Origin of the sequence: Moheibacter sp., assembly GCF_049672845.1 — a bacterium.
Taxonomy (GTDB): Bacteria; Bacteroidota; Bacteroidia; order Flavobacteriales; family Weeksellaceae; genus Moheibacter.
The window spans coordinates 1-6,755 of sequence record NZ_JBATWT010000001.1 but is presented as its reverse complement, the minus strand read 5'-3'; the positions used below and the strand labels follow the sequence as shown (position 1 = coordinate 6,755).

Annotated in this window: 6 protein-coding genes; 1 reads left to right on the top strand and 5 read right to left on the bottom strand. The window is 37.9% G+C overall.

Annotated features, from left to right (window positions below; genetic code table 11):
- Window positions 1-135: 135 nt before the first annotated feature.
- A complete protein-coding gene (locus WBF63_RS00030) occupies window positions 136-1,383 on the top strand; it encodes an IS5 family transposase (protein ID WP_424367638.1) in 1,248 nt (415 codons plus the stop codon).
- Here the strand turns inward: WBF63_RS00030 and WBF63_RS00025 are convergent.
- From WBF63_RS00025 to WBF63_RS00005, 5 genes are all read right to left on the bottom strand, one after another.
- Window positions 1,363-1,956: a nucleosidase gene (locus WBF63_RS00025; protein ID WP_424367637.1), complete on the bottom strand. Its 594-nt coding sequence runs from the start codon at window positions 1,954-1,956 to the stop codon at window positions 1,363-1,365. The two genes, WBF63_RS00030 and WBF63_RS00025, sit on opposite strands and share 21 nt — an antisense overlap.
- 1 nt (window position 1,957) lies before the next feature.
- The gene (locus WBF63_RS00020) at window positions 1,958-2,551 is read right to left on the bottom strand and encodes a LutC/YkgG family protein (protein ID WP_063969749.1); all 594 of its coding nucleotides are present in this window, start codon (window positions 2,549-2,551) and stop codon (window positions 1,958-1,960) included.
- Window positions 2,544-3,929, bottom strand: a complete 1,386-nt coding sequence (locus WBF63_RS00015; protein ID WP_424367636.1) for a lactate utilization protein B — start codon at window positions 3,927-3,929, stop codon at window positions 2,544-2,546. Before WBF63_RS00015 ends, WBF63_RS00020 begins: the two co-directional genes overlap by 8 nt.
- A gap of 12 nt (window positions 3,930-3,941) precedes the next feature.
- The gene (locus WBF63_RS00010) at window positions 3,942-4,691 is read right to left on the bottom strand and encodes a (Fe-S)-binding protein (RefSeq protein WP_076782926.1); all 750 of its coding nucleotides are present in this window, start codon (window positions 4,689-4,691) and stop codon (window positions 3,942-3,944) included.
- Between the two features lie 496 nt (window positions 4,692-5,187).
- Entirely contained in the window at window positions 5,188-5,967 is a 780-nt protein-coding gene (locus tag WBF63_RS00005) for a tetratricopeptide repeat protein (protein ID WP_424367635.1), read from the bottom strand.
- Window positions 5,968-6,755 lie beyond the last annotated feature (788 nt).

Below are 6,755 nucleotides of genomic sequence, written 5' to 3'. Positions count from 1 at the left end.
AGAATTTGTATCTTAGAGCTTTAAAACCTTGCAAATATGTTGGGGAAAAATCCAGAAAAGAAGCCAGAATTATTCCGCCCAATGTTGGTGGATTTTATTGACCACGAGCATGAACTTGTTCTACTTTAAGAAAAAATAGATTGGAATTATTTTGAGAAAGAATTTTCGCCCTTGTATTCCAAAGTGGGCAATCCGAGCCATCCGATTCGGTTTATGGTGGGTTGTTTGCTACTGAAACATTTGTATAATTTGGGCGATGAGACGTTGGAAAAAGCCTGGATCATGAATCCTTATATGCAGCATTTTTGTGGCAGGGTTTTCTTTGAACACGAATTTCCTTGTGACCCGAGTAATTTTGTTCATTTCCGAAAAAGAATTGGCGAAAAAGGTATCGAAAAAATCTTTGCCTACAGCGTAAGAATGCACGATGCCAAGACGAACACCTCAAATTTTGTTTTGTCCGATACTACCGTTCAGGAGAATAATACCTCTTTTCCTACCGATGCAAAATTGTGCAAAAAAGTGATTGATTATTGCAACAAAATAGCCGGAAATGAAGGCATAAAACAAAGACAACGCTACATAAAAGTCAGCAAACAAATGGTGCGCAACACCTACAACGGAAAACATCCCAAGCGGGCAAAAGCGGCAAGGAAATCTCAAAGACAGCTCAAAACCATCGCCATGAGACAGGTTCGTGAATTGCAACGGAATTTTAATGCAGAACAGCAAGAATTTTATAAAGATTTAATGACATTGTACACCAAGGTTGTCACACAAAAAAGAAACGATGCCGATAAAATTTACAGCATTCACAAGCCTTTTACCCGATGTATTGCCAAAGGAAAAGCGCATAGCCAGTATGAATTTGGGAATAAGGTAGGTTTGATAACCACCGCCAACAAAGGCAAGAAAATCATTCTCGGGATTAAAGCATTTTTGCAAACTCCTTACGATGGTCACACTATAGAACCACTTTTGGAACAGATGGAAACCGGTGGTCAAAAGCTCCCAAAAGAACTCCTTTACGATAGAGGTGGCAGAGGAAAATCAGAAATAAAAGGCGTGAAAATCTCCATCCCAAGCACTCCAAGAAAAAAAGACACTGCTTATCAAAAGCAGACAAAGCGAAAAAAATTTAGAACCAGAGCGGCAATAGAACCTATCATCGGACATTTAAAAACCGATTTTAGGCTGGCAAAAAATTACTTCCTGGGAGAAACGGGACCACAAATCAATGCATTACTAGTTGCAACCGCTTGGAACATGAAGAAAATGATGGAACTACTGAAACAGAAAATTATTTTCTTATTTTATAAGATACAAATTATGCTGTTTTCTAATCCTGTTTTTAAATATAAATTAAATAGTGGGTTTTGTTAAGGAACGACTATCTAGTTCTCTTTTTAATGCGATTGAAGCTTTTTTGACTTCTTGTGTCCAATCATCAGCAGCATTTCCGTCTGCTCCATCAGAAATATATTTCAAACATAGAAAATCGATTTTTTCCTGCTCAGCGACTTTCGCCAACGCAAAATCTTCCATATCGATGACATTATATTCAGGATTGATATGCTCCATTTCGAATTGGTCGCCGGAACCGCAGATCCCGTTCGGGAGATGGCTTGTTTTAATTCCATATTCCAAAAGAATTGGTTCATCAGAAAATGGCGTCTCAAATTTCTTAAAACCCAATGCTCTTACATCCATATCCCGCTGGATAAAACGGTTGCAGTTAACAATAGTTCCTCTGTCAAAAACTGTACTTCCTGCTGTTCCCAAATTGATTATGAGATCTGGCTTAGATTTTTGAATGGCTTTTACAAGATGATAAGTCGCTTTAATTTTTCCTACACCAACAAACAATTTATTAAAACTCTCAAATTCTTTTCCGGCTTCTGATTCCAGAGCAAAAACCAAAAGGATGTTGCTGTAAAGCTTTCCGTTAATTGTCATTTTAGGGCACAGGTTTTTTCAGAAAGAACAAAGTCAATGTCCGTGCGCCCTGTGCACCGTGTACCAAAACGGCGCTGATGTCCGCTGTTGCAGATGGCCCCATCACAAAACAGCCATAATGTGAGTGTGGAAAATCTACTCTTTTGTAGGCGGTATGCATATTTTCGGTCAAATCTTCAGGATCCAGCAAAACAGCGAGGTGTTGAGATAAATAACCTAATGAATTGGTAACCAGGGATTTTTCGGTGACCCAGACCATTCCCATCTCCGCCACACCAAACTCTGCACGGAAAATACCCAAATCCACATCATTAAGATCCGCGGGCTTTTGCACGTGTATATCTTTATTCCCTCTCCATTCAGGCGTTGCAGAGCAAGTGACCTTAGCATCAGGAAGCTTTTTTCGCATAATTTCCTGCGCTTCTTCTACCGATGCGACATCATAAAAATCGACGGCAGCAATTTTGGCGTTAATTTCAAAAACAGCTTTAAGATCTGTCCCTGGCTTTTTATAATCCGGGATGGCGGGATAATCCACTTTTTCGCGGTTAGCAAGATTGGTTCTTACCGAACTCAGTAATTCTTCTTTAGTCATTGTTTTTTCGGTTTTTTTTGTACCAGTCTCTGAAGGTTTCTTTTTTCACGTCAGGCAATTCACGGTCTTCTACCCAAGGATCCAACGTGCTGTTTTCCAATAGAGATTTTGGGAGAATATTCAGCATATTGTAAGTGGTCTTTTCCATCATTTTAAAAGCAGTTGCACTGCCCAGCATTCGGTCAGCAGCAGCAAATGCCAGCCTTCTGCCAAAAGGTGTTTTCTTTTTCTCCATCATCACTTTTCGCCACTCGATAATCTGGTCCGAAATATTAATATGAACGGGGCAAATCTCTGTACACGAGCCGCAAAGCGATGAATGGAAAGGTAATTCTGAATAGGTGTCTTCATCAAAAGTAGGATCCAGAATAATCCCAATCGGGCCGGAATAAGTAGCACCATAAGACAATCCGCCACTCCTTCTGTACACAGGGCAGGTATTCATACAGGCACCACAACGGATACATTTGAGAGAATGCCAGAACTTGTCCATAGACAATCTTTTGCTCCTGCCATTATCTGTGAGTACTATGTGCATCTCAGATCCTTCTCTTGGGCCTGAAAAATGAGACGTATATTGTGTCGCCGGCGTTCCTAAAGCACTGCGGGAAAGTAGTCTGATAAAAACACCCAGATCTTCTACCTTCGGCAGGATCTTTTCTATACCAATACTGGCAATATGAAGCGGTGGAATGCTTGCAGTAAGATCGGCATTACCTTCATTAGTACAGACTACAAAAGTACCGGTTTCGGCAACGGCAAAATTGGCGCCTGTCATCCCGGCATCTGCCACCAAAAATTTGGGCCGGGCATTGTTCCTCATTGCTTCTGCGAGAGAATGCGGATCATCATCGTTGGGATCCGTACCAATTTTATCTGCAAATAGTTTGGCAATATCTTCTGTCGTTTTTTGGATGGCAGGCATTACAATATGACTTGGGCGCTCGTCCGATAGTTGCTGGATTCGTTCACCCAGATCAGTCTCCAGGACATCAATTCCTCTTTCTTCAAGAAAAGGTGTCATCCCGCATTCTTCCTGCAGCATCGATTTGCTTTTGATGATGCGCTTTGCGCCGTGAGAATTCAAAATATCAAAAACAATAGCGTTGTGTTCATCGGCATCTTTTGCAAAATGAACAGTGATACCATTTTCCTCGGCTTTTGTTGCAAACTGTTCAATGTAGTGATCCAAATGCGTCAGCGTATGTTCTTTGATTTGCGAAGCCAGATTTCTAAGCTCTTCCCATTCCGGAATCTCAGAGGATACTTTACTACGTTTAATGATAGTATTATAAAGATTTTTATCGTGTTGCGCCACGTGAATATCATCCTGTTTGATGAATTTTCTCGCATTATCTTCTACGTTTACTTTTCCCATTGTTTGTGATTTTTAGAATGGTCCGTTATTCAAAACCTGAGCAATATGTACAAATTTGAGGTCTGACTTTTCTCTTTTGGCAATGCCTTCCTGATGCATCAGGCAAGACATATCCGGCGAAACTACATATTCTACTTTATGCCTTGTGTAATCAGCAACTTTGTCCTGCCCCATCTTGGCACTCACCGCTTCATCGGTTACACAAAACGTCCCACCAAAGCCACAGCATTCTTGTGGCCTGTCAATCGTTTCTACTTTAACTCCTGACACCTTCTTTAACAGATCTTCGGTTTTATTAAAGTAAGGTTCCTGCCACTCAAAACGGGATGCAATGTGTAAGCCGCGGATAGAACTGCAGGAATTATGGATAGCCACCGTATGCTGGAAATCTGCCCAAGGGAATTCTTCTATCTTGAGAACATCGTGTAAAAACTCTACTAATTCTATGGTTTTGTGACGGATTTCTGTAACAGTTTCGGTTTGAGGAATTGCATCCATATGGAGCTTGACGTGCTTGACACAACTCCCTGCCGGCCCAACGATATAATCAAAATTCAAATCCTTAAAATTTTCACAAAACTGAGTTTCTGTCCTTATAGAATGTTTCTGATCGCCCTCATTGGCCATAGGCTGTCCACAACAAGTCTGCTGCAAAGGTACTGTGACCTCTACGCCCAATCGCTCCAAAAGCTCAAGTGTGGCAATACCGACTTTGGGGTAAATCAGATCTATATAACAGGGGATAAATAGTGCTACTTTCATTACAAAATTTTATAGAAACTGTAAATTAGCACTATTTCTTCTTTTCCTGATTAGGCTTAGGATGAAAAAAGCCTATACGAGAGGTTATTTATATTGAGTAAAAATAATTTACCTGGCATTAAGACAATAAAAAAGACCTTTGAAATCAAAAGTCTTTTTTCAGAATTTCATCTCTTTTTATTTTCCATTCTTCTAATTCTAATAAATCTGAATATGTAATTTCATTCTTTGGTTTGGTTTGTAATAATTTCTCATATTTCATTTTTCACGATTTTTAAGCGAGATTGCGTACAACGGGCCGCGGCTTGGCGATAGTGCGGGCTTGAATTGAGCGAAAGTTCAATTCAGACCGAAACTAAGCCAAAGCCAATTTCTATTTGCTAATTTAAAAATAAAAGCCAATAAAATTGGCTTTTGGCGACTTAATAAGCACAAAAGCTCAACTTTGCACTTAATCCCGCATTTTGCCAAGCCGATGTTATATGATGTGCTTGTTTTAGAGTGAGTTTTTATAAAGTTCACCTAGATTAATTAGCTTTCTTCCTAAAAGATTTTCAGCGTCTTTTGGAGCATTCTCGATTTGAGATTTCGTGAGACTTTTTTCAAGTTCTTTTATTTCTTTTATAACTTCTTCTTGTTTTAAAATACTAAAGTCTACTTTATATTCATTGTATATTAAATACCATAAATAACTTTGATAAATATCTTTTTCAAAATATTCACCATTTTTATAAAAATTAGCAAGCTCCAATCTTGCAGATGTAATATTTCCACTTTGTGAAAGATTCTCAGGATTTGGAAGTTTTGCTAATCTAATAATCCATTCTTTAAATTTCGAAATATCTGATTTTACTCCGTTGCCGGTTAAATAACAATTCACAACATTCCACATACACGTTGCGTCATTATTGTTTGCGCATTTCAGTGCGTATTCAAAAGCTTTTTCAGAGTTTTGTTCAATTCCTTGACCATTTCCATATGCCATCATCATAGCATAATGTCCGTCATTAAATCCGTTATCAGAAGATTTTGAATACCATTTAATAGCTTCTTGTTCATTTTTTTGAATTCCAATTCCTTCTTGTAAAAAGATAGCATAATTATATTGGGCTTCTGGATTACCCAATTCAGCGGATTTTTTTAATATAGGAAGTGCTTCTTCAAACTTTCGTTCTTGGATTAATTCTTTAGATTTTAGATTTAGTTCTTCTGCTGATTGAGCAAAAGTGAAACTTGAAATAAAGAGTGAAAATAATAATATAGAGATTTTGTTCATTTTCGCAATTTTGGAAAGCATATCATATAACGCTTTGGCAGCTTTACGAAGTTTGTCTGTGTTGCGCCTGCGGCAGACGAATTTTGCAAAACTGCCAGTTGTACGATAGTTTTTGTTTCACAATTTACAAAAACTTGTAGTTTTATATCCAAAATTATAGTTTTTATCGATTTTTTTATTTTGCAAAACAATGCTTTGCGAAGTTATAAAAACGATATACGGTAAATTTTAAAAATCTAAAAAAAATATAGAGCTAAACTAAAGATAAAATCCCAGTCCTTGACTTTGTCATTTTTTTTCGTTAGCTTAGACAAACTTTATGCAAGTATTTGCACTGAAAGTAAAACTTTCTACAAAGTACTCTTTGAAAGTTTGACAGCGAAAGTCATACTTCCTTTTCGCTTTAACTCGATTTTTTTTATCATTTAAATGCATTAATTTCCGTAAGAAAAAACCAAACGTTTGGAATAAAATTTTGTACAACGGAAAAAGTATTTGCGAAGTGCGGGCAAAAATGAACTAAAAGTTCAATTTTAACCAAGCGGAGCAAATTGCTTTTTCGTGGAACTAAATTACTAAAAAATGTGTAACGAAAAGCAAGTTGCGCCAAAAAATAACAAATATTTCAACCTTGTCTTCAACCCCGCATTTTGCAAATACCATGTGCTTGTTGCACAACTCCCCATTATCAAAAAAAATGTGTATCTTGTTGTATGCAAGGACGGAAGAAATTTACCCCCAAACTATTCTATCAAACCAGCTTAGAGAACTTGGTTCCAGAAAATGAT

Bases quoted from the DNA above. Each gene is read 5' to 3' on its own strand.
- WBF63_RS00025 (WP_424367637.1), bottom strand. From the start codon at position 1,956: ATGACAATTAACGGAAAGCTTTACAGCAACATCCTTTTGGTTTTTGCT.
- WBF63_RS00015 (WP_424367636.1), bottom strand. From the start codon at position 3,929: ATGGGAAAAGTAAACGTAGAAGATAATGCGAGAAAATTCATCAAACAG.
- WBF63_RS00010 (WP_076782926.1), bottom strand. From the start codon at position 4,691: ATGAAAGTAGCACTATTTATCCCCTGTTATATAGATCTGATTTACCCC.
- WBF63_RS00005 (WP_424367635.1), bottom strand. From the start codon at position 5,967: ATGAACAAAATCTCTATATTATTATTTTCACTCTTTATTTCAAGTTTC.
- WBF63_RS00020 (WP_063969749.1), bottom strand. From the start codon at position 2,551: ATGACTAAAGAAGAATTACTGAGTTCGGTAAGAACCAATCTTGCTAAC.